The following is a 25,349-nucleotide window of genomic DNA, read 5'->3' as shown; positions in this document are numbered from 1 at the left end:
GTACGCCGTTTTGCAACACTTATTTCTGAATTTTGGCCGTCGCAGCTTGCTATGTATTGGTGGCCCGTTTATTCAAGGAAAGATTCTCACCATTACCAGTTAATCTCGTGAACTGCATAAGTCATGTCATATAGTAATTAGATCCGTATTTTTCTAGCACATAATCTTTTAGTTGGTTCTTCATTTTATAACGCGTAACAGGATTTCCAAAAAATAAAATTATAATTGCAGTAGCAATGAACAGTAGAATTAATGAAGTTTTAATAAGCTGTTTTTTTGTCATCAATTATCTCCTTGATTTTGTATAATTAATTTACTGTTCTTTAATATAAAGTTTAATGGAATGTTTCATGGTAAGTGAACAAGATGAACAGATATCGCCTGCCATCTGAACAAGGGACCTCGGTAATGTCCGCTAACCACTTTTGGTTGTAGCTGGTCGTGATCTCGCGTTGTAACAGTGCTAGCAGAATATGCTGAACACCGTAAATTCGGGATTGTTTAACGGAGAGATCGTAGGCTTTGCTGGACGACAACCTGCGCAAAGAGCTCTGCATCCAAGCTTTCGAGAACGCTCTAAAGCAAGAAATGCTCGCGGCATGATTTTTCACAGCGATCGAGGCAGCCCGATTCACGAGTCATGCTTTTCGGGAGAGTCTAGCTAAACGTGATGCCATTCAGAGCATAAGTCGTACAGGGCGTTGCTTTAGACTTACGATCCTCCGTAGATGTTCAATTCAATTGGATTTCTACTGTAACTGAGTCTTTAACCCAAAAGACGTATACCCCTAGTTTTTTCAAAGCGTACTCAATCTCTCCAACAACTTTACGATGTCCATTATTATCGGGAAGTGCAATAGTAATACCATGCCTGCTTGAGTCTATTTTTAGAAATTAGTTTAGATGCTGCGAGAAATGCTTTACCGATATGATTCTTGATCTAATTCTGGTCGAAAGGTTTGCCAAAACGATTGGATGACCTTAAAGTACTCGTCTCACCTTTAGCTTCGATCAGTAAGGTGAAGCCATCCCTCACCGCAATAATATCAATTCCTGGCTCCGAAGTATGTTGGATTTCAAATTCCATTCGTTCGAGCCTGCGATTACATCATTTTCGGTCAGCATCGGCTTCTATGACCTTTCACTACTAATCTTAGAATCAACATATTGTAACAGCGTTCGAATCGAGTTGATGACTAAAATTGCTTCTGGTTCATCAAGTAGTTCTTCATTAGGATGGGCAATAGTTGCCCGATTCCGTATTGGATTTAAAGCATCAATAACAGTAGAGTGTGCACGAAGAACTTTCATAATATCATCACTTCGTGTCCCTAAATCACTAAATGCTGAATGATTCTCACGAAGAAGTTTAAACAATTCAGTAATGCTTGCATCTCGACCAACTTCCATTCCAGATTTCGCGCAAACTGCCCGAAGATACCCGTGCAAAGCAGTATGCATTCGATCAACCCCACTAACGGCTCCTCTTGATGTAATTAACTCAGAAGCATCAGCCAACGCTGCTGATACAATGTCACTAGTGGTCTGCAAAGCAGGTAAGGACACAGCTCCTCTTGATAAAAGCTCACTAGCCCAACCGACAATTTCATCATATTTTTCTTGTGTGCGAATATCAGCCGATCCTACAGGGTAGCGCTCTAATATCCCATTAAGAATTTTAGCTTGTATTTCTGGAGAACTCATTTTAAGTATATTTATGAACCTTTCTCGGGTTGTTCCCGGAAGATTGTTCGGATTAAAATCCAAATCCAAGTCCGTATAGAATCGATGATGCGTGCGATATGAAAAGTCACCCAAATAGCCTCCAGATACCCCAATATATCCATACACCAGTTTGTTAATATGCCTATCCTTTAACCCACTTCCTCTACCACTGTCGTTAACTGGATCGGTTAATTCTAGCTCAACTCCAACATGACCAATATACGGTCCAATTTCTGTGATTACATCTGCGATACTCTTGAAATCTGTCTTGTCTGCATTTAATCTCAAGTCCTCATAAAGTTCCAATGGAACATTTGCACTTAAGACATAAATATCATCTTCAAAACCATTACTTAAAGCATCATAAATTCGAAACGGGATCTTATCCAGATAATCGGCTGCTCTGATATTTCCCCGAGCAATAAGCAGCTTTTTGGCATTATACTTTATTTTAGAATAGTGCTGGTTCTCGTGAGAGACACCAGAAATCATAAATCCATAACTTCTACGAGGACTGTACAATATTAACATTGAGACTATTCCTTTCAAAAGAATTGATACACATTTAGAGAAATATATCAGCCTTAACCCCTCATTTACAATTCGACAAAAGACACCACTTTCCCTGCGATCACCAGCCTTGAACATTCACTACTCAGAAGCACCATTAGATTAAAATCCATGTATCAAATAATTAAAGGCAGAATAAAACTCGATAGACGAGTCCTAAACTGCCGTTTTATAAGTCATTATTAATAGTTCTTCTTCTTAATTACTTCCAACGTACTGTCTATAATATTGTCATAGTGAAGAAGCCTGATCTTTTGCTCCTCAAGATGCTCTCGTCTTATTCTACGTGTCGTGTCATTTAAATCTTCTCGTCTGCCAGCAATTACAGCATAGTGACAGCGAGTGGGATCAAAAGAGTAAAACTCATCAGGTAGCTACCTATCAGGATGTTTATACTCTTTTATGGTGCTTGTAAACGTTGAGAAATTTCCATTGAGCCAGTTTCTCCAATCCTTAACTTGCTTGATACCTTTCCTAAAAGCATTACCAAGTTCACCATCAGCCAACGTAATCTGCTTTACAGGATGTTCAAGCTCGACGAATAAAAAAGAGTATCCGTCCGAATTACGCCCAACCAACAAATAGTCCACTTTATAGGTTGAACTCAGTTGAAATTCTGGGAATATGCACGCTTCGTGATGTCCAAAGTCATAATAATTTAATACTGAACCAATAACATAAAATGCTTCGGCTTCTTTAATAAATCTTGCAATGTCACGTTCATCGGATATTGAACCTTCATCTAGCTTCTTTAATAATTGGTTCAAGACAGACTTCACATTATCTTCATTCTCCAAATCAACAATATCAAGATAATTGTTTGGGATAGGCTCAAATAATGTCTCGCTGCTTTGGGATATTCCCTGAATAGATTTACTCTTATATCTAACCCCCCAAGCTTATGAACCTTCTCTTTTTCTAATATTCTTGCATATTCAATTTTCTCGTCAGTATTTAGTGCAGTAAAATCCCTTTCATATGCCCTCACTTCCAACATCCTCCGTAGATTTCAGTTTTACTTACTCCGAAATCCATCCGGTGACATACCGGACTTGCAGTTGATCGACGAGCTGCATGATGGCGGTCATTAAGACTGAGCCGTATCCGAGGCTAACTCGCTTGCCTTCAATTCGGATGTCCGCGATCTTCGTGAGCTTAGAGTCAGGATAAACAATTAGGAAAGCGTTCGAGTCAGGCATCAATACCCCTTTGGGAGTTGTAGTCTTGATACGCAAGTGAATATCTTGATCATCCAGACCGTCATGGTGGAACAGGCGATAAATCATGACCGTCTCGCCATGACGCGTCTGATCAACATGGATTACCTTATGACCTTCTTTCTCTATACTGGCGGTCTGCCACTGAACCTCATAGTAGATGTCACCTTTACGCTTTAATGGGATCGGTTTATGCTCACGCTTGAGAGGTCGGAGAGGGGATCTCCAAATCCAAATAAATTTTTGAACATGTTGCATGACACCTTCTTTACTTCATCGACAAATTGATTATTACAAATTTCGCCATGTGTTGTGTCAAAATGGAGTTGTCAAGAAAAGTGCAGTTCGAAAACACACTCATGCAGAAACCCTCATTGTCTGCGCTGCCTTTGACAACATTCTCTCTCGATAAATAACTGGCGGCCAGCCTCCTGGATTAGAGGTATAGATCCGCTGTCTGTTGTAGTAGACCATGATGTATCTGAAGATGATCGATTTCATCTCGACCATCGGATAGCGCTCTGTGTTGAGCTTGTACAGCTTCTCTTTCTTTAGCGTAGCAAAAAAGCTTTCCATCCTTGCGTTGTCATAGCAACGCCCTGCACTACTCATGCTCTGAATGGCATCCCGTTTAGCTAGACTTTCTCGAAAAGCATGACTCGTGAATTGACTGCCTCGATCGCTGTGAAAAATCATGCCCCGAGCATTTCTTGCTTTACAGGCGTTCTCGAAGGCTTGGATGCAGAGCTCTTTGCGCATGTTGTCATCCATGGCAAAGCCTACGATCTCTCCGTTAAAACAATCTAGTACGGCAGACAGATATAGCTTGCCATCTGAACAAGGGATCTCCGTCATATCCGCTAACCACTTTTGGTTGGGTGCTGAGGATTTGAAGTCTCTCTGGATCAGGTTCTCGCTCTTTTGAGCTGTGGCATCCTCGCGTGTAAGGCCGTTTGGATGACGCTTGGCTTTTTTCAGCAGGCCATTCTTCTTCATGATGCGGTAGACGGTGCTGTAGCTGGTCGTGATCTCGCGTTGTGACAGCGCCAGCAGCATACGCTGAACACCGTAATTGAAGTTGTCTTTATGCTCTCCCATGATGTCGTTGATTTTGACCAGAAGAAGGTGCAGCCGCTCCTGTTTGAGTGAGGGCTTCAGGCTACGGTAATAGCCCGATTCACTGACAGTAAGTACGTGGCACATCCCCTTGACGGTCCATTGATTCCGTCGTTCACGGATGTAGGCATAAAGCTGGCAGGTCTTTACCGCTTCCGGTCTTTTGCGAAAAAACCGAGTGCATCCTTCAGTATTTCATTTACACGGCGCAACTCGACGATTTCTTTTTCTAATTCCATTTCGCGTGTGGTTTTATTGGCAGTGGCATAAGCATGTCCGCTCCCAATGTGCGCTTCTTCGCCATGCAGGTTTTTTCGCTTTCTCCATTCCTGCAAGGTGTAGTAGGATATGCCTAACTGCTCAGCAGCTTTCTTTGGTCCAACCTCATGACTTAATCTTACGGCTTCTTCCTTAAATGCTTTGTCATATCTTTTCATTCGCGTTCAACTCCCTCGTTAGTTTTCATTTTATTTCATATGAGGGGGTTTTGCGACTGCATTTTTATCGTAGCACTCCACATTACGATTCCTCTTAATACTATTCAATTATTTCATCAAATGTGATTCCATTCAATTTTGCAGTCTCCACTTTAAATAAATCCAAGACTCTTTTTTGATCTAAATCATGTATTTGTGAATATGTGACTGCCCCGCGATATATCAATCTAATAAGCTCAAGATAATGTAGATGTATACTCACTCCCTCTTCATTATCATTAAAGTAATTGTACAGATTCACTGCAGGTTGTAACAAAGTTTGCCTCAAACCTTGATTAATGTTCATTATCTTTATACTCGATCTATCCAAAACTTCAAATGCCCAAACTGTCCAATTCACCTCATAGAGTTTATCTTCTTCACTCACTATACTTAGCTTCGTTTTATTCTCTGTACTTAACAGGTCATAAAACTCTTGTTTACATAACAAACGTGGTCCTTTTATACGTAAATTTTCTAGTTTGACAGCTTGAAGATACGCTTGTCCAGTTACATTTAATCCATATTGCTTTGCTTCACCATTATATATCTGAAGTTCGGGACTAAATATAGCTTCTCCTACTGCAATCCCGCCCCGAAACAATATCGGAAATGCCCCACCCACCTTCTCAGTAAAAATTCCTGTTTCTAGATTACCATAATATCTTTTTTTGCTGGTATTGATATCAGTTATTGGTTTTCTAAATGGTTCATTTGATTCAATAAATGCGCTTGATATAAAATAGCATAATTGATTCAAGAAAATGTTAGGGTCATCCGCACCAATTATAAGCGAATCACTAATACTAATCATATTGGTAAATGAATTCACTTCTTGCATTCTAACAAATTCTTGCAAATCTTTATCATCATATGAGTCAGCAGGGTGGTTTTTTTGATCAATAATTTTTCTTTTAATGATACGGTTAAATTGGTCTAGAACCTCGTAAGCAGTTTCTACATCCTTCTCAAGTAATCTACTAAAACCCAGCAAATCCATAAAAGAAACTATCAACTTATCCCCCTCCAAATATCCACGCACCTATATAGCCCTCTAGTGGATCAGACCCTGATTTAATTTATGAACGAATAATCATAATCCATCCAGAAAGCAATTAAGTAAATAACGAATCTAATAAATTTATGAATTTATTTATATATGGTTTAACAATAGGGCTACTACTCATGCTTTCTAAAATAACAAATAACAAAAGTAAAAATATTCCCCATACAATAGTATATGCCCACTTACCACGATTCACTGATTTTACCGTATCATTAATTAATTTATCATCATTAAAAACTTCTTTAAGTTCATCTTCTGAAAACACGGATTCATAATTTTCTTTTAATGCTGTATAGCTATCCTTGGTTTTTTTTAATTTATAATTAGTTTCCATTATACAAATGAATAGATATATAAATGAACCAAGCAGTACCATCTCGAGTATTGCGGTAATATCTCTTGTAAATATATTCTGCAGCGGCTGATCAGATACAATATTAGTTAGTATTACAGTAAAAAGAAAAATAAAAATCGCTATCAAGTTGGATTTTAAGTTACTCAAAAGTTGAGTCACATGATCACCTGTTTTTGCGATGACATCACAAATAAATTCAGCTAATTTATTTTTTACATCTAGGTATTGCGTCACATTGTTTTTGAGGTATAAGTTAAAGTTTGATTGAATCGATGCAAATGTCTTTCCATCAGTATCAAGCAGATCTGCATATCTACAGTGCAAGCTAATTATGTTTCTTGCAATTACTGCTTTATCAATAGAACTGCCATCAGTATATATCCAACAATAAATTTTATATAATTCCTTGTTTACTTCAAGATTATTAATTAAATAACTAAAATCAACACTACGTTGTCCTGCTATTTGAATTTTCAAATAGTGATCACTAATAGTTGCTGTAGATGAAATATATACCAAGGACAATATTGTAGAAATTCTTTCAAAAAGTGGAGTCAGGGGATTATTGTCAAAGTTAATATTAAAATAAAAATCTTCAGGCAATAATTTATAGTCATTTGCATTAAAAAAATATGAAGTGTCGCGGCAGGTATTGAGACGATTACTACGTGAATAACTATTACGGTTTACATTCCCATTTGGAGTCACAAACGCCATTGTATTTGTACTAAAAAAATAATTTTGATCAAGCAATTCAAATGTTAAATAATCAATATCTTCTAAAAGATGAGAAAAAGAAGACATAGCCTCCAAAGTACTTACTGCCAAGAGGTCACTAGTAAAACTAGAAAAACTATAAATTGAAAATTTATTATTTTCAACTACTTTTTCAACAGATACACTCACGCTTATGACTTCATCATTTTCGAGCAATTCTTTGAATTCATCATATTTATCTTGTTCAAATAGATCAGAACTGGATATTCTTATGATGTCTTCGCTATCGGACTTCATGAAAAGCTTTAAGGTGTCTCTAGTTGGTACATTTACAAGTAATGAATTTAACTCTTCAAAGCTGGGCAGATTTGAATATTCGACTTTAAAATCTCCCTCAACAATCTTAATTCTCTCTGATACGCTAAAACTACAGAGGTGGAAGATGGATTCTAACTTTTTCAGAACGTTCATACTTCGCACCTCACAATAGAATAAGATTTTGTTTTTCTCCTAATTTGGACACAAGCAAGTTACCCCTTCTGCATATTGTGACACACTCTATATGGTTATATTAAAAGTTAAGGAACTTATTTCAGACCAGTATTACCTCCAAACTTCCTTGATATCAACAAGAACACTTGTTCTCGTTTAATGATACCAGATATTTGTTCTAAAGAAAAGGGGGAGATAAACCTTCGCCACTCTTTTATTATACTCTAAAGCGTTGGAATGTTTCTTCGTTGTTTGTTTTTATTTGTATATAGCGAGTACCATCATCATCACGAAAGGCTTTAATCGTATTTTTAAGATCATCGATCCCATCAGTTATTTTCAGTTCTATCCCTTCATTTACTGGATATACTTTTTTTATTCTAGCATTAATAGCGCTTTTTACTACATTAAATTGACTATCGAAGTTCTTTTTTGTAGGGAGTTCAAGCATTTTCTCTTTAATATTACTTACTTTTTCCGAAGGCAAATCCACTGGATCGTACTGGCCTAAAATGGACTCTATCATGGTCGGAAAGTCAATATGATCTCTATTTTTTAAATACGAAATAAAAGCATTTCTAATAATTGTATGATCCCTTGAATAGTTGCCTTTCATATTTAGATTAAGTGTTGCATCGATAGCGCGGAAAGCCTTAAGTGTATTTGCTTCGTCACTTTTCACCTGATCTAACTCTAAAAAGTCATCTCCCCAATATTTCGCAACAGTATTTGAATATATTTTTGCATAAAACTCTTCTGAATCAGGATCAGTTATATGTATCAAACAAGATTTCCAGATAGTTTTTTTATCTTTCGAAAACCCCGTTTTGAAACTAAAATCTGAATCATCAACAAAATCTGAGTGTTCTACTTTAGCAAGCAAATACATATATGAACCATCATCCTCAAAGAGTAAGGACTGAACTAAGCTGCCTTTTTGAACATCAGTATTCATTCTAGCGACTCTTCTTTGTGCTTCAATTTCTTCATTTAACAATCTGGTTGCTATTCCATTTACTCTGTTTAGTACAAAGTCATTATCATCTCTTCTTGCCACAATTTGCAATATACTACCAACTACTTCAGTTACTACCGAGCGAGTCTTATATTCTCTAACTGATGTGTTCGTCTGAATATGAGTGATTAGATCTGAAACAAACTCTTCAAAAGAACCGGGAATGGTTCTTTCAAAAATTCGTTGATTTTCATAATCAATAATTCTAATTGAACTATTAATGATTCTCACTTACATCGCTCCAATCGTAAAAGATAGTTCTTTAGACTTGAATATGCTCTAATCATATCTTATTCCAATAACAAATTCCAGAAACTCCCCGTAATTAGACAAAAAAAGACCCTCAACAAGCAGGAGCCTCACTTCAATCTAGTTCTATATACCTTACTCAAGCGCTGTATCTGAATCCACTAGAACGTACACCTCGACACTCATCGTACTAATGAATTGACTGATTCGTAGCTTGAAGTGAATCTTAATTCCATCTCTACGCAACTCAATACCACCAATGATCGTACGGAGCATCATTTTCTTCTACTGGACTGTATCCTGATTAAACATCCATTTGGCTTCAACTTCTCGTCTAGCTTGCTCGACTTACTCATCAAATATAAAGGCCCGAACGCATGCAACGTTTGGACCTTTAATCAGATAAATGCGACTAACTATTTATTTTTCACAAGCAACACACAACACTCCACATGCCCCGTCTGCGGAAACATATCCACTGGCGTGACCTCCACCGTACGATATCCGCCATCCTCGAGCACGCGCAGATCCCGCGCCAAAGTCGCTGGATTGCAGCTCACGTACACAACGCGCTGTGGCTTAATCGCCAGGATCGTCTCCAGCAGGGCTGGGTCGCAGCCCTTGCGCGGCGGGTCGACAACGATAACGTCGGCGTTCATTCCTTCCTGCTTCCAGCGCGGAATGACGACCTCGGCTGGACCCGCTTCGAAGGTGGTGTTGTCCAAGCCGTTAAGCGCAGCATTGCGCTTGGCGTCCTCGATCGCTTCCGGCACGATCTCGACTCCGTATACATGGGCAGCTTGGCATGCCAAAAACAACGAGATGGTGCCGATGCCGCAATAGGCGTCGATCACCTGCTCCGAGCCCGTCAATGCCGCATATTCTACTGCCTTGCGATACAACGTCACCGTCTGCTCAGGATTGACCTGATAGAAAGATCTTGCCGAGATAGCAAAGCGCAAGCCGTCCAGCTCATCGTAAATGACCTCGCTGCCCCATAGCACCTCAGTCCGCTCGCCAAATATTGCGTTGGTCACTTTATTGTTAACGTTATGCACAATGCTTTTCAGGTCAGGTATCCGCTTGCGAAGCTGTTCGATCCACTCCGCTTGGCGCGGCAGCCTGCTCGTATTCGTAATCAGTACAACCATTACCTCGCCCGTTACGACGCCAACGCGCGTCATAACATGGCGCAGCACACCGCTTGCACTTTCCTCATCGTACGGCTCAATGCGCAGCTCTCTAGCGATTTCCTTAACAATCGCAAGCACATCATCGTTTGGCCGTTTTTGGATAAGGCAAACGTCCATGTCGATAATGCGATGGCTGCCTTTAGCGTAAAACCCGCCAATTAGCTGCCCATCCTCTGCGGCCCCAATCGGCAATGCCGCCTTATTGCGATAATACCAAGGCTCACTCATGCCAATCGTCGGATGGACAACAACCTCATGCTGCTCGCTCTCACGCTCGCCAGCCACCGCTTCCTGCTCCGAGCCACTAACTCGCGCTGGCTCGCCCTTTACCTTCAGCTTGCCAATCCGCGTCAGGCTGTCGATGACATGCTGCCTTTTCCATTGCAGCTGAGCCTCGTAGCTGTAATGCTGCAGCTGGCAGCCGCCGCATTTTTCATAGATCGGGCAAGGCGGCTCTACGCGATGCTCGCTCGCGGTTTGCAGTGTATGCATTTTGCCGTAGCCGTACTGCTTTTTGCTTTTCAGCACCTTTGCTTCGATTACCTCGCCCGGCAGCGCAAACGGCACAAACAATGTATAGCCCTGCTCGGTGCGCGCAACCCCATTGCCGTCATGGGTCAAGCCAACTACGCTTGCTGTGACGACCTCATTCTTCGCATAAATGCCCTCTGACGCAGCCGCCCTGCTGCCTCCACCACTGCTCTTACGAGCTGGACCACTCTGCTTCACGCGCTGCCCCTCACGCACTGGACCGCTCTGCTTCGCACGCTGCCCCTCACGCACTGGACCGCTCTGCTTCGCACGCTGCCCTTCACGCGCCGGCCCACTCTGCTTCACTCGCTGCCCTTCACGCACTGGACCGCTCTTCACTCGCTGCCCCTCGCGCGCTGCGCTCTGTTCTGTATGTCTTGCTTGCTTTCGCTTCATGTTCATTCTCCGCTCTATATGATGAAAGGAAGTCCCTATAGCCTTTAGCGGCTATATGTAGACTCCCCTCTTTCATCCTTAAAAATTTCGATATGCGACGCCAAATTTTCAAATACAGCAGGCAGTGTGCCGCCGTATTCGCCGTCCAAGTTTAACTGTACCTTGTCTGGCGAGGAGACGGTTAGCCGGTTGGTGCGGAAATGCACGACATGCGGATCGCCGAGATGCTCGCCGCGCAGTGCCAAGGTGACGAGTCGGATAAATTCCGCCAAGTTGCATTTGCGTACTAGCAGCACGTCGAATAAGCCATCGTTCAGCTTGGACTCTGGCGCCAGCCGCTCGAAGCCGCCAACCGAATTGCTGTTGCATATGAGAAACATCATAAATTCACCGACAAAGGTGCCTACGCCATCGGCATGAAAGGTCAGCTCGGTAGGCCGCAGATGGACCATTTTCTCCATCCCTTTTAGGTAGTAGGCCAGCTGGCCTACCATCGTTTTCAGCTTGATCGGCACGTCATAGGTCAGCTCGGTCAAGAAGCCGCCGCCTGCTATATTAATGAAGTAGCGCTCGTTGGCGCGCCCTACATCGATCTGCTCCTTATACTGTTGGATGATCAGCTCGCAGGCATACTCCCAATGCTTGGGAATGCCCATTGCCCGCGCAAAATCATTGGTTGTTCCGACCGGAATGATGCCAAGCGGCAACCGGTTCGGCTTGTCGGCAAGCCCGTTGATCACCTCGTACAGCGTTCCATCTCCGCCCGCTGCAATGAGCAGGTCATAGCCGCCGCGCTGCAGCGTCCTTTCCACCTCGGCAGTCGCATCGCCTTCTCCCGTTGTGGCGTGACAGGTTACCTCAATTCCTGCGCTATCGAACTTCTGCAGGATATCCGGCAGCCGTTTGCGCATTTCCTCTCGCCCTGATGTCGGATTATAGATTAATCTCGCTCTTTTCAATACCAACACCCCTTATTTTAACGCATAGCTCCCAAATCGTCTGGCAAGCAGCTCAGACATCAACGGATGAGGAAGCAATGTTTCACCTGAATAGTTATAGCTCAAGTCTGCTAATCGTGTTGGTATAACGGTCCGTGTAAAATATCCTGGACTAATAAAAATCGGTAAGACAAGGACTCGCACCCCACTGGATGCAGTAAGCTGCTCAAGCGCTTGCCTTGAGCCCTCCGGCAAAAGCGGTGCATAGACGACCTGCTGGAACGGGATGCGCTGCTGCAGCTCATTGGCAATGCTGCGCATGCCTGCCTCCCATTTTTCATAGAAATACGGCATGCTGCTGCCATGCCCGAGCAGCAGCAGCGCTTCGTCCTCTGCTTGAATGGACAAGGCTAGCGCCTGCTCCTGCAATATTTGCACCACTTCTGCTTCTGCTCCAATCGGCTCGTCAAAGCTGACTGACGCTGTTAGCCGCAGCGGCTCCAGATCGCCTATGAAGCTGCTGATCGGCTCAAAGCCGAATGCCTGTCTAATTTCCTCGACATGCGAGCTGCCCCCGGACACAAATAAAGGCATTACATAAATATGTGTAACGCCTTCGCTTTGCAATGCGTTTACTCCATCCTGGATCAGTCTGCCCTCGACCAATTCCAAATAGGCGGCATATACTGGTACAGCGACGCGCTTCATCCGCTGCTGCTCGTCAGCTGCCTGTTCAATCCAGCGCTGCTGCGCAGCCTGAACAGCATCGTCAACAGCCTTTACCCACGATTGCTCTCTCGAGCCATGACTAATGACTAATATTCCGTGCTTTTCGCCGCTCATCACTATTTACCCAAACGATCCAATGCAAGCTTGTAGCCGTCATTGCCGTAGTTCAAGCAGCGCTTTACGCGCGAGATCGTCGCTGTGCTTGCACCCGTTTCCGACTCGATTTGATTGTAGGTGCTGCCGTTGCCGAGCATGCGTGCAACCTCAAGGCGCTGCGACATTGATTGGATTTCATTCACCGTGCACAAATCCTCAAAAAATATATAGCATTCATCGACATTTTTCAACGTCAAAATCGCTTCAAACAGCTGATCGATTGACTTATCGTTAAGTTTTTTAAGTTGCAAAGGGATCTCTCCTTACAGTCTATTTCTATTATTGTAGCGTGATTACGGCAATTTATCAAACATTACAGTATTCACGCTTTAAAGATATACAGACTTTATAGATATAGCCAATCGTCTACTTTTTTCCGTAAATCTGGGCGAATGTCCAATCCATACAAATGCCTATCTCATATGCTGTACTAACGAAAATGTAAAGGGTTGTGATAGACGATGAATTCTTCTCCACATGCTCAGCATTATGCTTATCGGAGAAATCCAGCACAAAGCGTTCACCCCTCAACCTTTCATCCTCAGCAATACGGTCATGGTCACGGAGGAGGTGCTGTCATTCCAACGCGACCGCCACAGCCACATTATACTACGAGCGTTTCTCCGTTCCAGCCAGCCTCGCAAGGCAATACGGTTGTAAAGGAGAAGGAAAAAGAGAAAAAGTCGGGTTCAGGCGGCTTTAATCTGGCAAGCTTGGCCAAATATGCGAATATTGATGAATTGAAAGGCTTGGTGGACCGCTTCGGCGGACTTGAAGGCATACTCAGCACGGTAACAACGGTGCAGAAGGTAGTCAGCACAGTCGGACAAATCGCTCCGATGGTCAAGGTTTTTTCGGGCGTGCTAGGCAAAAACAAAAATAGCGGCGGTGAAGCTGAAGCCGCCTCGATTCCGGCAAGACGGCGCGTTCGCTCCACCAGACCGCAGCGCTCCACCAAATCGACAACGAACCGAGCAGCTGCAAATCGAACAGCTTCGCGGCCAGCTCAGGCGACCGCAAGACCAGCTCCTGTTCGGCGCAGCAGCCCGCAACCGCCAAGAACGGCACCACCGCCGCCAGCACTATCGCTTCCTCCTCGCAGACCAGCTCCGACAACGAGACGTCCTGGCAATCGCAGATAACCTATTCGCTGCCGATTCCATGCACTACTAGAGACGGGTCCCGTTAGTCAACATAAACAACGCCGCAGCCTACAGGGCTATCCCATGTAGGCTGCGGCGTCTTCTATCTTGCGCTTAACCTTTGTAATCGCAAGTATTTAGCCCCGATACTGGCGGCTTTGATTATAAGAAAATCGCTTTATAAATCCAGAAGCAAACCATTGAAATTAACGCTGTAATTGGAATCGTAATAAACCATGCAACTACGATACGGCCTGCTACTCCCCATTTAACGGCGGCAAAGCGCTTGGCGCTGCCCACCCCTAGAATCGAGGAAGTAATAACATGCGTCGTACTTACTGGCAGGTGCAGGAACGTTGCAGTTAATATGACGATCGCAGAGCCAGTATCTGCAGCAAAGCCGTTAATCGGCTCAATTTTGAAAATTTTCGTGCCCATTGTTTTAATGATCTTCCAGCCGCCCATCGCCGTACCGAGCGCCATAGCAGTTGCTGCCGAGATTTTAACCCAAAGCGGCACATCCATCGTCTGCTGCAACTCTGCAGCGACTAGGGCAAATACGATAATCCCCATTGCCTTTTGCGCATCATTCGTACCATGCGAGAAGGACTGGAACATCGCTGTAGCAATTTGTCCAAAGCGAAAGCCCTTATTAACGGTATGCGGACTTTTTCTGGCGAAAATCACCTTGAGCAATGACATAATGAGAAAACCAGCTACGAAAGCAATAATTGGTGAAATTAATAGTGCTTTAAGAATATCCATAAAGCCGGAAGCATTGATTTTATCAAAGCCTTCAGCCGCAATTACTGCACCGGCAAGCGCTCCGATCAAGGCGTGTGAGGAAGACGAAGGTATTCCAAACCACCATGTAATCAGGTTCCAGGCAATCGCGCCGATAAGCGCGCAAATCACAACTTCAACCCCAAATTGCAGATCTGCTGGGTTGGCAACACCGCTACCGATTGTTTTCGCTACACCGGTAAAGGTAAGCGCACCTAGGAAGTTCATAAGCGCGGCAAGCACGATCGCTACCCGCGGCTTAAGCGCGCGTGTCGAAACGGAAGTCGCAATTGCGTTAGCCGTATCATGAAAACCATTTATAAAGTCAAATGCTAGAGCTAGAAACACGACAGCGATTAGTACATATATCTCCATTTGCTCGACCTCTGCTCTCCCGCTTAGCTGTTACGCATAACGATCGTTTCTAAAGTATTCGCAACATCCTCGCAGCAGTCGGTCGTTTGCTCAAGACGCTCGTAAATTTCCTTGCGCTTGATCAGCTCAATCGGGTCCTTAACATCAGAAAACAGCTTCGTAATGGAAAGGTTCAACAAATCATCGCCTTCATTTTCCAGGCCATGAATCGCAATATTATGCTCGCGAATCGGCAGCAATTTTTTCTGTGTCAGAAGATCAATTGCGCTCTTTATTTGATGTGCAGAACGAACAAGAATATCGGCAAAGCCCGTAATATGCTCGTCCTTTTCTTTAACGCCATACATCAGGAAGCGAGTGCTTGTTGCTTCAAGTCCATCCATTACATCATCCAACGACGTTGTGAGCGCCATAATATCATCACGCTCGATTGGTGTAATGAACACTTTGTTAAGCTCACTTAAAATCGTATGTGTTTTTGCGTCACAGCTATTTTCATACTCTTTCATTTTCTTTACAAAACTTTCGACATCAGAGAGATCAGTTACACCTTTCGCAAAGTATTCTGCTGCTTCAACAATTGTATCCGCCATCTCTTCAAAGGTTCTGAAGAAAATATCTTTTTTCGTCTTGTTAAACATGTCAATCTCCTTATCGACTACAGAATGGTAGCTTACAACGTCATCTCGTGCTCGCCATGGAATAGTGTAACCTAGAATTGTTAACGCAATGTAAAAATTAATGAAAAATTTATAATTATTTTCATCATTCCTGGCGCTTCTTGTCGAATCAGGTCGATATAGGCCTATTATTGCCAAATAACATGCTCATTAATTGCTTTTCCAGTCGGTAGAATATGGATAAAGCTTTTGCCTGGCACCAGCTTGATTTCAGTGCCATCCTGCAAAAATCGAATCATACCGTCGCTAGCGACAACCCAATTGCCTTCAATCGCTTCGCCATTTTGAATGACCATCGCATCCCCGCCAGCTTGCAGGTCAACGCTTAGCCGGCCTTCATTGTCCAGCACCTTATGCGTCGTCTGCATAAAGATCAAATTGCTCGCATACAGCTGCTCGTCCGTATTTTTATCAATATGCGGCTCATCGTTAATGCTGCGCTTGTAAACGCGGCTTGCCTCATCATAGCTGTAGCCTACGCGATAGCTTTTCAGCTGAAACTGCACCTCAAGCTGCTTAATGCTGCCGACTGCTGCTGCTTCAGCTTCCGCTTCGCTCATAAAGCTGTAGCCGCGAATTGTCGCTTCCTCACGATAACCTTTAGCGCTCGCTCCTTCGCGCAGCTTGGACAGGCTTGTATATAAATTATGCGGAGCCTTGCGCTCGGAGCTCCGCCAGTAGGAGCCGCCAGCATTGGAGATTTCGTCAAGATAAGGCTTGTTCTGTCTTTGTAAAATTGCGTAAGCATCATTGCTTGCTCCAGCATGGGCAATGATCGCATCATAAGAATCTGCAAGCGCAATAAAATAAGGACGGTTGCTGCGAACAGGACCAATATCAGCATCCACATTTTCTGTGCTTTGGAAGATGGCTACTAATCTAGTAATTCCGCCCTCAGCTAATACTTCCCATATAATATCAGCTTCGGTTAAGCCGCTTTGCGGTCTGGCAGGCGCCAAATTATTAATCAACACAGCAACAGGACGTTCTGCCGCCAACTGCTCCATGCCCTTTCCTGTCAGCAGCCCAAAATAAGCCGGCACTGCAGGCGTAGGCTCCAATGTTGGCGGCTGCTCAACAATCGGCTCATCATCAGTTGGCTGTGGTGCTTGTGCTTCCCCTCCGCCGCACGCATTTGCTAAAACAGTAATTAACATAAGAGCAATTAATAGTATTCCATATTTTTTCTTCATCATTTTCCTCCCGCTTCATTCCTTTGAAAGTATTTACTAACCCTCTCTTTACCATTTAATCATGCTTTACTGGCAATGTCTTGATATTTTTCTGCATTTTGCGACTAAAAACCTGTTTCCCTTCACATCATAAGGATATCAATTCGAGAGGAAGCATAATAATATGGATACTCAACGTGGAAATATAAGCTTATGGCTTGCCATCGCCAGCATTATTTTAAGTACAGGGCTTATGTCTCACGTCATGGCTATTCCAGTCATATTAAATGTAGCTGGCCGCGATTCCTGGGTCTCAGTCCTTATCGCAGCGCCGTTTTTTCTTGCCTGGTGCTTTATTTTTTTCAACATGGTCAACCAGCTCAAGCATGAATCCGTGATCGACTGGCTCTATCGCCACTGGGGAAAATATATAACCTTCGGACTGAAGCTGATTCTGGCGGCGATTCTTTTCTTCAATGCCTTGTACACGATCATTGATACGATGATGTGGACCGTCTCTACATATTTGCAGCAAACTCCGATATTGGTTGTCTCTCTGTGCATGCTGCTGCTATGCTTTGCAATGGCCTATTACGGACTGCAATCGATCGCCATTGTGTCAGCAGTTTTGCTGCCGGTCGTTATATTTCTCGGCTACTTCGTCTCAACCTCCAATATGAAATACAAGGAGATATCGCTGCTGTTTCCGATTTTCGATAATGGCTACTGGCCGGCTCTTAGCGGCGCGTTCTATGTGCTTTCCGCTTTATTCGATATATGGGTGTTTCTGCTGTTCGCCCATCATGTAAAAAGCAAGTTTACGAAGCTGCAAATTGTCATTTTCGCAGCCTTTTTTATCATGATCGTGCTTGGGCCGATTACAGGAGCGATTACCGAGTTTGGTCCTACAGAAGCGTTGAAGCAGCGCCATACGACGTTTGACCAATGGAAGATATTAAGTCTTGGGCAATTGATGCAGCACGTTGACTTTCTGTCAATCTATCAATGGCTGTCCGGCTCCATAACAAGGACTGCTCTGTGCATGTACTTGATGGTCGATGTGTTTCAATTCAAAAAAAACAAGCCGCGCCTCGTGCTGCTTAGCATTCTGTCGGTCATTATACTCGGGATGCTATTACTGAAATGGCGTGAGGATATTAAAATCTACATTCTGCAAAATATTTACTTTCCTGCTTTAATCGTATTTGTCCTTGTGTTGACGATCGCGATTTCGCTGACACAACTGATCGTGAATAGGAAGGAGTCGATATCTAATGAATAACACGCAATATGTCGATATGGACAACCTTACAGAAGAGCAGTTTCAGCATTATTACAAGCACTCGGCTGATATTATTATTTTTGCCAAGCATTACAAGTCCCGACAATTCACGAGCCCTAACTATTTGCATGAGCCTGTCAAAATTATCTTCGTCTTGTCGGAGGTGTTTATTCAAAACAATACGTTAAAGGAAACAGTGCTGCCTTCGATTTCTAACGTATTTGAGGATACGGGCTTTCGTTCCGCCGGGCAAATGGAGTACAGCCCCATGATCAGCTGGTTTAAAGTCGGAACTGCCGAGCGCCCGATTGCGGTTAGCAAAATGTCCAGCTTATTATTTGAAGGCAATGTGCTGTGCGCGATTCCGCATCTAAAGCTGATCATGTCAATCAATATTGCCGACATTCCTACCCGTACGCCAGAGGAATCCGCCTCGGAAATTACGATTCGCGGTCCGAAGGACGGGCTGGTCGAGGATATTGGCACCAACATCGCCTTGCTGCGCAAGCGAATTCGCAGTGAGCATTTGTATGTGGAAAGCTATTCAATCGGCACCTTGACGAATACGAAAATGGCGCTGCTTTATATGGAGGACATCGCCAATGACCAAATGATTGCCACTGTAAAAGGAAGAATTGACAATATTGATACGGAGCAGCTCGTGACCATCGGTCAATTAGAGGAAATGATCGGCGACAAAACCTATTTATTTCCGACCGTTGATTATTCAGCTCGTCCAGACTTTATTGTGGAATGCCTGCTTAATGGGCGCTTTGTCATCATTTTGGACAATAATCCGATGGTGATTATCGCGCCAGGCAATGTGTTTCAGCTATTAAAATCACCGGAGGACAATTATTTCCCGCTGCTGGCTTCCAATATTAGCCGTTTATTTCGCTTGTTCGCGTTAATTACGTCAATCTTTATCCCTGGCTTCTATATCGCGATTACAACCTTTCACCCTGATCAGCTTCCGTTCACGATGCTGGCAACCATCTCGATTTCACGCATGGGCATTCCGATGGAGGCATCGATTGAAATGTTTCTAATTATGACCTTTATGGAGATGTTTCGCGAAGCGAGCATCCGCATGCCGGGCAGCATGAGTCATACGATCACGGTTGTCGGCGGCTTAATTATAGGGGAAGCGGCGATTCGCGCCGGCTTGGTTTCGCCGATCATTGTCGTCGTTGCGGCGATTTCAATCATTACAGGTGCGATCCTGGTAAACCAATCCCTGGCCAACAGCGTCGTGTTTTATAGATTCCTTGCGTTCGTGCTAAGCTCATTTCTCGGAATTTACGGGTTTATAACAGCTTACATTATTTTCATTCTTTTTCTGTCACGGCTGCAATCCTTCGGCGTGCCATATCTTGCCCCGCTTTCTCCGTTAAATCTAAGGGGCTTCTTAATCTCTATTTTTCAAACACCGCTGCGGTTCCGCGAAAAACGCCCGGCTTACCTTCATACCAAGAAGACGAAAAAGGATGAGTAATCATGAAGAAGCTGCAAGCTGCCCTATTGAAGCTAATCATAATAGTATGCAGCATGATGATGCTAGCTGGCTGCTGGAGCTCAACCAATATCCAGGATCAGCACTATGTGTCGGCTTTAGGGGTCGATTATGACGGAGAAAATTTTACGTTGTACGCGCAAACGATGAATTTTGAGTTTATTGCCAGCACAGAAGGCCAGCGCGGCAATCCAGAAAATAGCGCATACGTCGGCAAAGGAATAGGAAAGACGCTTCATACGGCTGCGGCTGACCTGTACAAGTCAGCGCAATTGCGAGTCGATTGGGGGCATACGCAGGCGATCGTCGTAACCGAACGCGCGATTTTCTCATTAGATTCGGAGCTGGTCGATCGCATTTATCGCTTTCCGGACAACCGCTACAACGTCTGGCTGTTCGTTACGCAAGAATCCATTGAAGAAATTTTTAAGAGCGATTCGTTCTACAACTTCACTACCTTGCGAACGATTTTGCATGTGCCTCGTTCATCCTACAATCAAATGATGACGATGCCGCCTATTCAAATGTTCAAGTATTTATCGTTTGTCAATGAGCCTGATCGTATCTCCTATATCCCTTGTCTTGGCTTCGACAACGAGCATTGGTCCTCAGATATAAAAACATTAAAGCTGCTGAAAATAACCGGCGCTTACTTCTCATCGGATCAATTTAATAAAATTATTCCGAATGAAAAGCTGCAAGGCTTCCGCTGGTTGAATCCAAGACTGTCCAGAGCTATGATTGTCGTTAAAGATGAAGAAACCTCCTATGCGGTCATCACGATAGACAAGGCAAAGATAAAAATTAAGCCGAAGCTCGTTAACGGAGAGGTCAAATTTAAGATAGAAGCCAACTACCGAGGTTCAATGAATGAATACATCCATGAGCTTGACTATCCTAAAATGATTGAGCTGGCCAAGCAGGAAATAGAAAAAGAAGTGATGGCGGTATATAAGCTGGGGGTTGAGGAGCAGCTGGATTTGTTTAATTTTATGCACAGCTTTCGGATGAAGATGCCTAAGGCGTGGAAAAAAATGACGAAAAACGGAAGTCAATTTATTTTAACAGAGGACTCCATTGAAGAGTTCAAAATCAAGCTCTATGTGCCAACGAACGGCAAATATAAGCGGCAAAAATAAGTTGGGTGTTACAGCCGCTGCGGGGTTAGTAGCCTCAACGCTGTGAAGTAAGTATCAGCGCTGCCGGAGCAAAGCATCCTCCGTTGGTGCTTATCCACGACTGTGAGGTACCGACTAAGCTGCAACGCCATAACACCCTCATCTAAGTTAAATGGACCAGTTAACCCATTCCTGCTTCTGTACATCAAGATGATCGAGCCAGTTGATGGTGGCTTGGATTGCTGCCTGCTGGTGAGCGTGGGTCGAATACGTATGGTTAGCCTGGAAAATGATTTCTTTCTCGCAAGTCCCTTCGCTGCGCGTCCAAAATATTTTTTGGTACAAAAAGCCGTAATCGACCGGAATGACATCATCGCTAGTACCGTGGACAAGCAGCACATCGCCTGAAAAACGAGTTGCCGCCTGGAACGGCTGATGCTCCATTAACGAATCGAAAAATACAGGCGACAGCGTATAGCCAACATAATCGGTATGCCCCTTCGTATGCGCTTCGTCATAGCTTTGTCTTCCCACAATGCGAACAATATCATTAAATGGATACGCAACTGCAGACCACAGCACAAGCCGCTTGACGCGGCGATCCTTAACCGCAGTCATTAGCGCAACCGCTCCGCCCAGACTATGTCCGAGCAACGTAATGCGGGCCGGGTCCATGCAATCGCAGCTTGCCACATAGTCAAGCATCGTACGGGTTTGCTCGATCATTGAGTCAAAGCCAAGCGCCCCGTAATCACCGTCGCTTTCCCCGCAGCCTCCGTAGTCAAAGCGCAGCACATAGCTGCCTTGAGCTGCCAGTGCGCGAGCTGTTTTCACAAACAAACGATCAACGCCGATCCGGCTGCCGACAAAGCCATGACAAATAATAACGACAGGGCGCTTCCCGTTTTCCTCGGCCTGCTCGGTGCCTTCATGCGGATAATGCAGCGTAGCCGCAAGCGATAGCTGCTCATGCTTAATCGTCAATTGTTTTTCCATCTTGATTTCCTCCTTGCATACACTTTACAATAATCTAATTTATATTATTCCGACCTGTATACTATGAATTATGCTTACAGAATAGCATGGAACGATGATCGTTGTCAACAGCCGACTGGTTGAAGGAGTAAACTTCCAGATCAAGCTGAATTATTAAAACGGACGTCTTATGCCAGGGAACTGCCGGAAATTCATTCAATCGTGGAAAAACTGCCGGCGGTATCGATTGATCATCTTGGCTTATCTGAGGAAGGATTACCCCATTTATTAAAGCTAGTTGATAAAGGTATACGTGTAAAAGCTACCGGATTTGGTCGTGTAGAATTAAATGTTGCAAATGCCTAGAAATCAATCTATCAGGTAAATCCAGATGCAATCATGTTTGGCACTGATCTGCCTTCAACAAGAGCAAAGAGACCTTTCTCCTATGCAGATATTGACGATCTGCATAGAATTGTTCAAATGCTTGCAGACGATGAATTGGGTATGACAAGAGAACGTTACGAGAACCCACTTCCTGAAAGCTATTTAAAAGCATTTGCAGCTATTGAATCAGATCCAAATAATGAATTAATTGTTGGGTGTATTGGTGAAGCAATAGTTGGTGTTCTACAAATTACTTTCACTCCTTATCTTACACATCAAGGGAGCTGGAGAGCTATTACTGATAAAAAACGAGATGATTCCTTGCGTTTTTATGAACGGTTAGGTTTTAAAGTAACTCATGAAGGGCTAAAAATGAAACTTTAATTCAAATAAAGGGACTGGCTAATCGTCCATGTCGCCATGAACCAGCCAATCCCTTTATCGCATACCGAATATGCGTCATCTAAATGTGTTACAATTCATCAACCGTAACAAAGCTATAGCCTTGTGCCCGCAGCTCGTCAATAATGAGCGGCAGCAGCGTAACTGTGTTTTCAATATGCTTGCCGCCAAAGCTGTGCAGCAAAATATTGCCGCCATCGCGCGCATTGCTCATAATATTTTCGAACATATCATCTACGGTGGAGCCATCCCAGTCACGCGGGTCAATGTTCCACAGCACGACTTCCTTGCCCATATCCTGCAGCTGCTGCCTGACTTCATCATTGACCGAGCCATACGGCGGTCTGACGAGTGTCGGAACATGGCCAAGCGCAGCAAATATTTTGTCATCAGTCGATTGAATTTCTTCAGTCAGCTCATCACTGCTTAATTTTGTTAAATTAGGATGATTATACGAATGATTCCCAATCAAATGACCTTCAGCCTCAATTCGCTTCAGCACATCAGGATATTTGTTCACCTGTATGCCTACTACGAAAAAGGTCGCCTTTACATCCTTTTCCTGCAAAATATCCAATATTCGAGGCGTATATTTCAAATCTGGTCCGTCATCAAATGTTATTGCAATGTTCATGACTTGCTGTTCCCCTTCGCTTGGCGTTACAGCATGCTCTTCCTCATTAGCGTGCTCTTCCTGTTCTTTTACCTCTTCAACTGGTTCGATTTGATCAAGATCAGCAAAATGCGCCTGATCTGCATCGTCAAGCTCCTCGTCTGCTGGAGGAGTTGCTTCCGCTTCTAATTGAGAATCCTCTGGAGTGCCTGATTGCTCTGGCTCCTGCTCCGAATCGTGATTCATCAAATTAGAAATAATGCCTGATGATGCAGCTACGGGTTGATGCGGCTCAATAGAAGGATACGTAGAGCATCCTGCCATTACAAACAAAATGAATACCAAGACCGCAACTTGAAATGACCTGAAATTAGAGTTGTTATTGCTCATACACTACACCCTTTATTCTTCTGTCATCAGATCATATTCACGCAGTTTGTTATGTAGAAGCCTAGCAGACATTGCCTAATCACGTGCACTTGACCAGCTCAACCTGCATGGTGCTCTCTATGAATCTAGTATATCATAGATTTATGAGAAAATCTTAATCTTTCTAGTAAATCAGTTAAAAAATATGAAAGAATTTTTTGGTAAAACAGGAAACAAAAAAAGCTGCTGTAAGACCGCAATCGGGCCTTACAGCAACCCCTTTTCCGAGATCGAATTCCTGTCAATCGAATTCGAATTTAGCCGTTTATACGAGCGCCTTCATCGCAATATCCGAACGATGCTGCATCCCTTCAAACTGAATGCTTTTAATCGCTTCATAGGCGTGCTCGCGAGCGGCAGCAATCGAAGCACCTCGTCCAACAACGCCTAGCACGCGTCCGCCGTTCGTGACAATATTGCCGTCCTGCTCAGCCGTGCCTGCATGGAACACAAGCGCGCCTTTCGCTTCGGCATCAGCCAGGCCGCTAATCAGCTTGCCCTTCGGATAGCTGCCCGGATAGCCTTCTGATGCAAGCACAACACATACTGCTGCTTCATCATCCCATTCGATATCCAGCTCAGCCAGCGTTCCGTTCATCGCTGCCAGTACAATTTCAAGCAAATCTGTTTTCAAGCGAGGCAGTACAACCTGAGTTTCAGGATCGCCCATCCGTGCATTGAACTCGATCGTTTTCGGACCATCCTTCGTAATCATCAAGCCGGCAAACAGCACGCCGCGGAACGGGCGCCCTTCGCTTACCATCGCTTTAGCGGTAGGCTCGATAATGTTGACAATCGCGTCCTCAACAATCGCAGGATCGATATGCGGCAGCGGCGTATAAGTGCCCATGCCGCCAGTATTCGGACCTTTGTCTCCATCGAAAATCGGCTTATGATCCTGTGCCGGCACCATCGGCTTGACGGTTTCACCATCTACAAATGCGAGGATCGACATTTCCTGCCCAGCCAAAAACTCCTCAATGACAACCTGGTTGCCAGCATCGCCAAATACCTTCTCAACCATAATCGAACGAAGCGCTGCTTCGGCTTCCTCCAGCGTCGCAGCAACCGTTACGCCCTTGCCCGCCGCAAGTCCATCCGCTTTAATGACGATCGGCGCTTCCTGCTGCTTCAAATAAGCAAGCGCCTGCTCGAAGCTGGTAAACGTTTCGTATTTGGCAGTCGGGATATTGTATTTTTTCAGCAGATCCTTCATAAAAATTTTACTGCCTTCAATTTCTGCTGCCGCTTTGTTCGGACCAAAAGCAGGGATGCCCGCCGCTTCAAAAGCATTGACAATGCCTAGCGCCAACGGATCATCCGGACCTACGAATACTAGATCAATGCTTTGCTCCTTGGCAAAGGCAACCAGCTTGTCAAACTCGAATACACCAATCGGCACGCACTCTGCAATTTGCGCAATGCCCGCATTTCCCGGCGCGCAATACAGCTTGCTTACTTTACTGCTTTTCTTCAACGACCATGTAATCGCATGCTCACGACCACCGCTGCCAATCACTAAAATCTTCACAACAAG

The 25,349-nt window shown here is 44.0% G+C and carries 24 protein-coding genes and 1 pseudogene; 6 read left to right on the top strand and 19 right to left on the bottom strand.

Annotation, left to right across the window (positions count from 1 at the left end):
- Positions 1 to 1,131: 1,131 nt before the first annotated feature.
- From KJS52_RS23085 to KJS52_RS23025, 13 genes are all read right to left on the bottom strand, one after another.
- Entirely contained in the window at positions 1,132 to 2,256 is a 1,125-nt protein-coding gene (locus tag KJS52_RS23085; RefSeq protein ID WP_213519656.1) for an abortive infection family protein, read from the bottom strand.
- Between the two features lie 413 nt (positions 2,257 to 2,669).
- On the bottom strand, positions 2,670 to 3,062 hold the full coding sequence (locus KJS52_RS23080) for a Shedu anti-phage system protein SduA domain-containing protein (RefSeq protein ID WP_213519655.1): 393 nt from the start codon (positions 3,060 to 3,062) through the stop codon (positions 2,670 to 2,672).
- Positions 3,063 to 3,070: 8 nt separating this feature from the next.
- The gene (locus KJS52_RS23075; protein ID WP_213519654.1) at positions 3,071 to 3,283 is read right to left on the bottom strand and encodes a hypothetical protein; all 213 of its coding nucleotides are present in this window, start codon (positions 3,281 to 3,283) and stop codon (positions 3,071 to 3,073) included.
- A gap of 31 nt (positions 3,284 to 3,314) precedes the next feature.
- Positions 3,315 to 3,770 carry a hypothetical protein gene (locus tag KJS52_RS23070; protein WP_213519653.1) on the bottom strand — a complete coding sequence of 152 codons (456 nt, stop codon included), beginning with the start codon at positions 3,768 to 3,770 and terminating at the stop codon, positions 3,315 to 3,317.
- 99 nt (positions 3,771 to 3,869) lie between these two features.
- Positions 3,870 to 4,751, bottom strand: a complete 882-nt coding sequence (locus KJS52_RS23065; RefSeq protein ID WP_213519667.1) for an IS3 family transposase — start codon at positions 4,749 to 4,751, stop codon at positions 3,870 to 3,872.
- 23 nt (positions 4,752 to 4,774) lie between these two features.
- Complete coding sequence (locus KJS52_RS23060) at positions 4,775 to 5,065, bottom strand: transposase (protein WP_213519652.1); 291 nt, start codon at positions 5,063 to 5,065, stop codon at positions 4,775 to 4,777.
- A gap of 100 nt (positions 5,066 to 5,165) precedes the next feature.
- Entirely contained in the window at positions 5,166 to 6,119 is a 954-nt protein-coding gene (locus KJS52_RS23055) for a hypothetical protein (protein ID WP_213519651.1), read from the bottom strand.
- Positions 6,120 to 6,219: 100 nt separating this feature from the next.
- Positions 6,220 to 7,713 carry a hypothetical protein gene (locus tag KJS52_RS23050; RefSeq protein WP_213519650.1) on the bottom strand — a complete coding sequence of 498 codons (1,494 nt, stop codon included), beginning with the start codon at positions 7,711 to 7,713 and terminating at the stop codon, positions 6,220 to 6,222.
- Positions 7,714 to 7,951: 238 nt separating this feature from the next.
- Positions 7,952 to 8,980, bottom strand: coding sequence for a nucleoid-associated protein (locus KJS52_RS23045; protein ID WP_213519649.1), 1,029 nt, complete (start codon positions 8,978 to 8,980; stop codon positions 7,952 to 7,954).
- 434 nt (positions 8,981 to 9,414) lie between these two features.
- The gene (rlmD, locus tag KJS52_RS23040; protein ID WP_213519648.1) at positions 9,415 to 11,118 is read right to left on the bottom strand and encodes a 23S rRNA (uracil(1939)-C(5))-methyltransferase RlmD; all 1,704 of its coding nucleotides are present in this window, start codon (positions 11,116 to 11,118) and stop codon (positions 9,415 to 9,417) included.
- Positions 11,119 to 11,162: 44 nt separating this feature from the next.
- A complete protein-coding gene (locus tag KJS52_RS23035; protein WP_213519647.1) occupies positions 11,163 to 12,077 on the bottom strand; it encodes a diacylglycerol kinase in 915 nt (304 codons plus the stop codon).
- A gap of 12 nt (positions 12,078 to 12,089) precedes the next feature.
- The gene (locus KJS52_RS23030) at positions 12,090 to 12,899 is read right to left on the bottom strand and encodes a sirohydrochlorin chelatase (protein ID WP_213519646.1); all 810 of its coding nucleotides are present in this window, start codon (positions 12,897 to 12,899) and stop codon (positions 12,090 to 12,092) included.
- Positions 12,900 to 12,901: 2 nt separating this feature from the next.
- Entirely contained in the window at positions 12,902 to 13,192 is a 291-nt protein-coding gene (locus KJS52_RS23025) for a YerC/YecD family TrpR-related protein (RefSeq protein WP_213519645.1), read from the bottom strand.
- Positions 13,193 to 13,402: 210 nt separating this feature from the next.
- Here KJS52_RS23025 and KJS52_RS23020 point away from each other — a divergent pair, with 210 nt between their 5' ends.
- Complete coding sequence (locus KJS52_RS23020) at positions 13,403 to 14,083, top strand: hypothetical protein (protein WP_213519644.1); 681 nt, start codon at positions 13,403 to 13,405, stop codon at positions 14,081 to 14,083.
- A 162-nt stretch (positions 14,084 to 14,245) separates the two neighbouring features.
- On the opposite strand, the gene KJS52_RS23015 is transcribed toward KJS52_RS23020, so the two are convergent.
- The 3 genes from KJS52_RS23015 to KJS52_RS23005 all read right to left on the bottom strand — a co-directional run bounded on the left by KJS52_RS23015 (position 14,246) and on the right by KJS52_RS23005 (position 17,114).
- The gene (locus KJS52_RS23015; RefSeq protein WP_213519643.1) at positions 14,246 to 15,241 is read right to left on the bottom strand and encodes an inorganic phosphate transporter; all 996 of its coding nucleotides are present in this window, start codon (positions 15,239 to 15,241) and stop codon (positions 14,246 to 14,248) included.
- A gap of 23 nt (positions 15,242 to 15,264) precedes the next feature.
- A complete protein-coding gene (locus KJS52_RS23010) occupies positions 15,265 to 15,882 on the bottom strand; it encodes a DUF47 domain-containing protein (protein ID WP_213519642.1) in 618 nt (205 codons plus the stop codon).
- Between the two features lie 167 nt (positions 15,883 to 16,049).
- Entirely contained in the window at positions 16,050 to 17,114 is a 1,065-nt protein-coding gene (locus tag KJS52_RS23005) for a DUF3048 domain-containing protein (RefSeq protein WP_246563886.1), read from the bottom strand.
- Between the two features lie 163 nt (positions 17,115 to 17,277).
- On the opposite strand from KJS52_RS23005, the gene KJS52_RS23000 reads away from it, so the two are divergent.
- The 3 genes from KJS52_RS23000 to KJS52_RS22990 are packed head-to-tail and all read left to right on the top strand — an operon-like array spanning position 17,278 to position 21,027.
- Positions 17,278 to 18,375 (top strand): endospore germination permease, encoded by a 1,098-nt coding sequence (locus tag KJS52_RS23000; RefSeq protein WP_213519640.1) that lies wholly within the window; start codon positions 17,278 to 17,280, stop codon positions 18,373 to 18,375.
- On the top strand, positions 18,368 to 19,870 hold the full coding sequence (locus KJS52_RS22995) for a spore germination protein (protein WP_213519639.1): 1,503 nt from the start codon (positions 18,368 to 18,370) through the stop codon (positions 19,868 to 19,870). The genes KJS52_RS23000 and KJS52_RS22995 overlap by 8 nt, the downstream gene beginning before the upstream one ends.
- 2 nt (positions 19,871 to 19,872) lie before the next feature.
- Complete coding sequence (locus KJS52_RS22990; RefSeq protein WP_213519638.1) at positions 19,873 to 21,027, top strand: Ger(x)C family spore germination protein; 1,155 nt, start codon at positions 19,873 to 19,875, stop codon at positions 21,025 to 21,027.
- 147 nt (positions 21,028 to 21,174) lie between these two features.
- Here KJS52_RS22990 and KJS52_RS22985 read toward each other — a convergent pair whose 3' ends face one another.
- Complete coding sequence (locus KJS52_RS22985; protein ID WP_213519637.1) at positions 21,175 to 22,002, bottom strand: alpha/beta hydrolase; 828 nt, start codon at positions 22,000 to 22,002, stop codon at positions 21,175 to 21,177.
- Between the two features lie 171 nt (positions 22,003 to 22,173).
- Here KJS52_RS22985 and KJS52_RS27555 point away from each other — a divergent pair.
- Together KJS52_RS27555 and KJS52_RS22975 are read left to right on the top strand one after the other, a co-directional pair.
- Positions 22,174 to 22,482, top strand: a pseudogene (locus KJS52_RS27555) (amidohydrolase family protein); the annotation flags it as partial.
- Positions 22,465 to 22,752, top strand: a complete 288-nt coding sequence (locus KJS52_RS22975; RefSeq protein WP_213519666.1) for a hypothetical protein — start codon at positions 22,465 to 22,467, stop codon at positions 22,750 to 22,752. The pseudogene KJS52_RS27555 and the gene KJS52_RS22975, both read left to right, overlap by 18 nt.
- Before the next feature lie 88 nt (positions 22,753 to 22,840).
- On the opposite strand, the gene KJS52_RS22970 is transcribed toward KJS52_RS22975, so the two are convergent.
- Both KJS52_RS22970 and purD read right to left on the bottom strand, forming a co-directional pair.
- Complete coding sequence (locus tag KJS52_RS22970) at positions 22,841 to 23,707, bottom strand: polysaccharide deacetylase family protein (protein WP_213519636.1); 867 nt, start codon at positions 23,705 to 23,707, stop codon at positions 22,841 to 22,843.
- Between the two features lie 370 nt (positions 23,708 to 24,077).
- On the bottom strand, positions 24,078 to 25,343 hold the full coding sequence (gene purD / locus KJS52_RS22965; RefSeq protein WP_213519635.1) for a phosphoribosylamine--glycine ligase: 1,266 nt from the start codon (positions 25,341 to 25,343) through the stop codon (positions 24,078 to 24,080).
- Positions 25,344 to 25,349 lie beyond the last annotated feature (6 nt).

The sequence above is a fragment of the Paenibacillus montaniterrae genome (assembly GCF_018403185.1).
Taxonomy (GTDB): Bacteria; Bacillota; Bacilli; order Paenibacillales; family Paenibacillaceae; genus Pristimantibacillus; species Pristimantibacillus montaniterrae.
Note: the sequence above shows the minus strand (reverse complement) of the source record. Positions and strands in the feature narration are given on the sequence as shown.

Excerpts from the sequence above, each read along its gene's own strand:
- KJS52_RS23000 (WP_213519640.1), top strand. The coding sequence starts at position 17,278 with ATGGATACTCAACGTGGAAATATAAGCTTATGGCTTGCCATCGCCAGC.
- KJS52_RS23030 (WP_213519646.1), bottom strand. The coding sequence starts at position 12,899 with ATGAGCGGCGAAAAGCACGGAATATTAGTCATTAGTCATGGCTCGAGA.
- KJS52_RS22985 (WP_213519637.1), bottom strand. The coding sequence starts at position 22,002 with ATGGAAAAACAATTGACGATTAAGCATGAGCAGCTATCGCTTGCGGCT.
- KJS52_RS22995 (WP_213519639.1), top strand. The coding sequence starts at position 18,368 with ATGAATAACACGCAATATGTCGATATGGACAACCTTACAGAAGAGCAG.
- KJS52_RS23060 (WP_213519652.1), bottom strand. The coding sequence starts at position 5,065 with ATGAAAAGATATGACAAAGCATTTAAGGAAGAAGCCGTAAGATTAAGT.
- KJS52_RS23010 (WP_213519642.1), bottom strand. The coding sequence starts at position 15,882 with ATGTTTAACAAGACGAAAAAAGATATTTTCTTCAGAACCTTTGAAGAG.
- KJS52_RS22990 (WP_213519638.1), top strand. The coding sequence starts at position 19,873 with ATGAAGAAGCTGCAAGCTGCCCTATTGAAGCTAATCATAATAGTATGC.
- KJS52_RS23020 (WP_213519644.1), top strand. The coding sequence starts at position 13,403 with ATGAATTCTTCTCCACATGCTCAGCATTATGCTTATCGGAGAAATCCA.
- KJS52_RS22975 (WP_213519666.1), top strand. The coding sequence starts at position 22,465 with ATGCTTGCAGACGATGAATTGGGTATGACAAGAGAACGTTACGAGAAC.
- KJS52_RS23050 (WP_213519650.1), bottom strand. The coding sequence starts at position 7,713 with ATGAACGTTCTGAAAAAGTTAGAATCCATCTTCCACCTCTGTAGTTTT.
- KJS52_RS23085 (WP_213519656.1), bottom strand. The coding sequence starts at position 2,256 with ATGTTAATATTGTACAGTCCTCGTAGAAGTTATGGATTTATGATTTCT.
- KJS52_RS23015 (WP_213519643.1), bottom strand. The coding sequence starts at position 15,241 with ATGGAGATATATGTACTAATCGCTGTCGTGTTTCTAGCTCTAGCATTT.
- KJS52_RS23070 (WP_213519653.1), bottom strand. The coding sequence starts at position 3,770 with ATGCAACATGTTCAAAAATTTATTTGGATTTGGAGATCCCCTCTCCGA.
- rlmD (WP_213519648.1), bottom strand. The coding sequence starts at position 11,118 with ATGAAGCGAAAGCAAGCAAGACATACAGAACAGAGCGCAGCGCGCGAG.
- KJS52_RS22970 (WP_213519636.1), bottom strand. The coding sequence starts at position 23,707 with ATGGCAGGATGCTCTACGTATCCTTCTATTGAGCCGCATCAACCCGTA.
- KJS52_RS23005 (WP_246563886.1), bottom strand. The coding sequence starts at position 17,114 with ATGAAGAAAAAATATGGAATACTATTAATTGCTCTTATGTTAATTACT.